The organism is Candidatus Aminicenantes bacterium (genome assembly GCA_026393795.1).
Classification (GTDB): Bacteria; Acidobacteriota; Aminicenantia; order UBA2199; family UBA2199; genus UBA2199.
Window position 1 is genome coordinate 1 of sequence record JAPKZL010000270.1, and the last position, 2724, is coordinate 2724.

Consider the following 2724-nt stretch of genomic DNA (forward strand, 5'->3'; position numbering starts at 1 on the left):
GGATATCAGACAAATAAATGGACCTGTTCTCTTTGATGAAATATTGGGAAATGTTTCCCAGTCCGCAGCCTATTTCTAGAATATTTCCCGAACAAAATGGAGAGATCGTTTCGTACATCCATGTATTGAATTTGTCGGCAGAAGAGATAACATCCAGAATTTCCGAGCCTTCTTCATCGATATCTTTATATGAAAATTCCATTGCCAACGATCTTTATCGGTGAAACAAATTGTATTTCATGATGCAATAAAAAGCACGGAAACCGTCCTTCCAGCCAATTTTTTTCCCCTCTTCAAAAGTTCGGCCATAATAAGAGATGCCGACTTCATAAATTCGAATATTGGGTATTCGTGATATTTTAGCAGTGACTTCCGGTTCAAAACCGAATCGCTTTTCCTTTAAATCAAGTGACTGAATAAGCTTGGCATTGAATAATTTGTAACATGTCTCCATGTCCGTCAGGTTCATGTTGGTAAACGCATTGGACAGGGCGGTGAGGAATCTATTCCCTATGGTATGCCAGAAGAACAATATCCGGTGCGGATTGCCACCCATGAATCGCGATCCGTAAACGACATCCGCAAAGCCATTTACCACAGGTTTTAAAAGGTCATTGTATTCTTGCGGGTCATACTCCAGGTCCGCGTCCTGAATGATCAGGTATTCTCCCGTCGCTTTGCGGATGCCGGAATGCAGTGCCGCTCCTTTTCCCATGTTGCTATCATGCTTGAAATACTGGATGGTGACGTTTGGATTCAATGCCAGATAGTTTTTTATTTCTCTTTCGGTGTCATCGGATGAGCAGTCGTTGACAATAATAATTTCTTTCTCAATATCATTAATTAATTTCACCGCCTTGACTTTGTCGAGTATGAAACGGATGGTTCTGCCTTCGTTATAGGCAGGAATGATGATCGACAACGTCCTTATCATAGCATCACTATGCCGAGGCTTTGCGAGGCATCAAGTGATGCTATGCCGAGGCTTTGCGAGGCATCTAGTGATGCTATGCCGAGGCTTTGCGAGGCATCTCGTGATTCTATCGCCATGCTCCTATTTTAAGGATAATCGTCTCGCTTGTCAACGAGTTCTGAAAGTTCTAGCGGTTCAGTTCACTTCCCTGCAATCCCCCCCCGGCGATGAACGCCGCGACCCGTCGCAGGGCCCGGGCCCGGTGCGAGACGCGGTTCTTTTCCTCAAGACTCAGCTCGGCGAACGTCTTTCCCAGCGGCGGGTATAAAAACAACGGATCGTAACCAAAACCGTGATTTCCTCTTTTTTCACGCAGGATTTCGCCGCGCACCATGCCCAGGAATGAGCGGCCGGCCCAGCCTGGGCGCGCCAAGCACACGGCCGAAACGAAGCGGGCGCGGCGGTCATCGCTTTCACTCATTTCGGCCAGCAGCTTGGCGATGCGCTCATCGTCGCCGGCTCCAAGTCCGGCATAGCGCGCCGAAAGGACGCCGGGGCGGTTGCCCAGGGCCAGGACCTCCAGTCCCGAATCGTCGCCCAGGGTATCCAGACCGGTCAGCTGGCTGTAGAATTCGGCTTTCAGGCGGGCGTTTTCCTGGAAGCTGGTGCCGGTTTCATCGACATCGGCCTGTACGCCGGCTTCGGCCAGGGAAACGAGGCGCAGGGAAAGGTCCTTTTCCATGAGCAGGCTTTGGATTTCCAGTTTTTTCCCCGGGTTGCGGGTGGCCACCAGCAGGGTGTTCATAGATTCTCGGAGAGGATTTCCCGCACCCCCTGCAAGAGCATGATCTTCTCGACGAACTCGCGGTTCTTGTTCTCAGAGGTGTTCAGGATGATCTCGAACTCGTAGCCGCTGCCCTTGCGGTTGAGACGGGCGCTGGTGTACTTGATGTTCAGCTCGGTCAGCACCCGCCTGAAGTCGACCAGCAGTGAGGCTTTTTCCTCGGTGCTGATCAGGTACACGTAAACCTGCTTCTGCTTTTCCAGGTAGGCGATGAAGTATTTGAACACGGTCAGGATGATGACCACGAAGATCGTGACCGAAAAGGCGGTGAGATAGAAGCCGCTGCCCACGGCAATGCCGATGGCGGCCACGGTCCAGATGGTCGCGGCGGTGGTCAGGCCGTGGACGGCGAAACGGGCCTGGATGATCGCCCCGGCTCCCAGGAAACCAATACCGGAGATGATCTGGGCCGTCAGGCGGGCCGGGTCGGCCCCCTGCCCTGTAGCCGCGATCTTGAACGACAGGATGGTGAGCAGCGTGCTGCCGATGGCGATCAGGATATTGGTGCGCAGGCCGGCCTCCTTGTGCGACAGCTCCCTTTCCATGCCGATGATCCCTCCCAGCGCGGCCGCCAGCAGGATTTTCAAGACAATATCCATGCCCATGGGTCACCTCAGCCAGAAGGCAACGATGAACACGAGCAGCAAAAAAACGGTATAAATGGCGAAATAGGGATTCTTAAGCAATTTCTCCGGCTCCTCGGCCGCGTCGCGGTCCTGGATCGATTTGATCATGAAAAAAACAGGTAGAAAATGATGAACGGCAGCGCGTACAAGAACGTTTTCAGGCTCAGGCGGATGGCAAAGAGGATGAACATGGCTAGGAACAGCAGGCCGTTGAATGCCATGAACGCCACCAGCCCGCGGATGCTGTAGCGGTTCAGGGATAGCCTATAGGCCGAGGATTCCTCAGGCGTAAGGAATTTCTTTTCAGCCACTCTCTTACCGACCATCAGGAAATTGCCGAA

The 2724-nt window shown here is 52.4% G+C and carries 6 protein-coding genes; all 6 read right to left on the minus strand.

Features of this window, described 5'->3' with window-relative positions; translation table 11 throughout:
• A partial coding sequence (locus NTW95_13155; protein ID MCX6558356.1) for a class I SAM-dependent methyltransferase occupies nt 1-208 on the minus strand: 208 nt, incomplete at its 3' end.
• A 6-nt stretch (nt 209-214) separates the two neighbouring features.
• Nucleotides 215-934, minus strand: coding sequence for a glycosyltransferase family 2 protein (locus tag NTW95_13160; GenBank protein MCX6558357.1), 720 nt, complete (start codon nt 932-934; stop codon nt 215-217).
• Between the two features lie 166 nt (nt 935-1100).
• Nucleotides 1101-1718 (minus strand): RdgB/HAM1 family non-canonical purine NTP pyrophosphatase, encoded by a 618-nt coding sequence (gene rdgB, locus NTW95_13165; GenBank protein MCX6558358.1) that lies wholly within the window; start codon nt 1716-1718, stop codon nt 1101-1103.
• Nucleotides 1715-2362, minus strand: a complete 648-nt coding sequence (locus NTW95_13170; protein ID MCX6558359.1) for an MgtC/SapB family protein — start codon at nt 2360-2362, stop codon at nt 1715-1717. Before NTW95_13170 ends, rdgB begins: the two co-directional genes overlap by 4 nt.
• Nucleotides 2363-2365: 3 nt before the next feature.
• Nucleotides 2366-2491, minus strand: a complete 126-nt coding sequence (locus NTW95_13175) for a hypothetical protein (GenBank protein MCX6558360.1) — start codon at nt 2489-2491, stop codon at nt 2366-2368.
• Nucleotides 2488-2724, minus strand: a 237-nt coding sequence (locus NTW95_13180) for a hypothetical protein (GenBank protein MCX6558361.1), incomplete at its 5' end; no start/stop codon positions are given. The genes NTW95_13180 and NTW95_13175, both read right to left, overlap by 4 nt.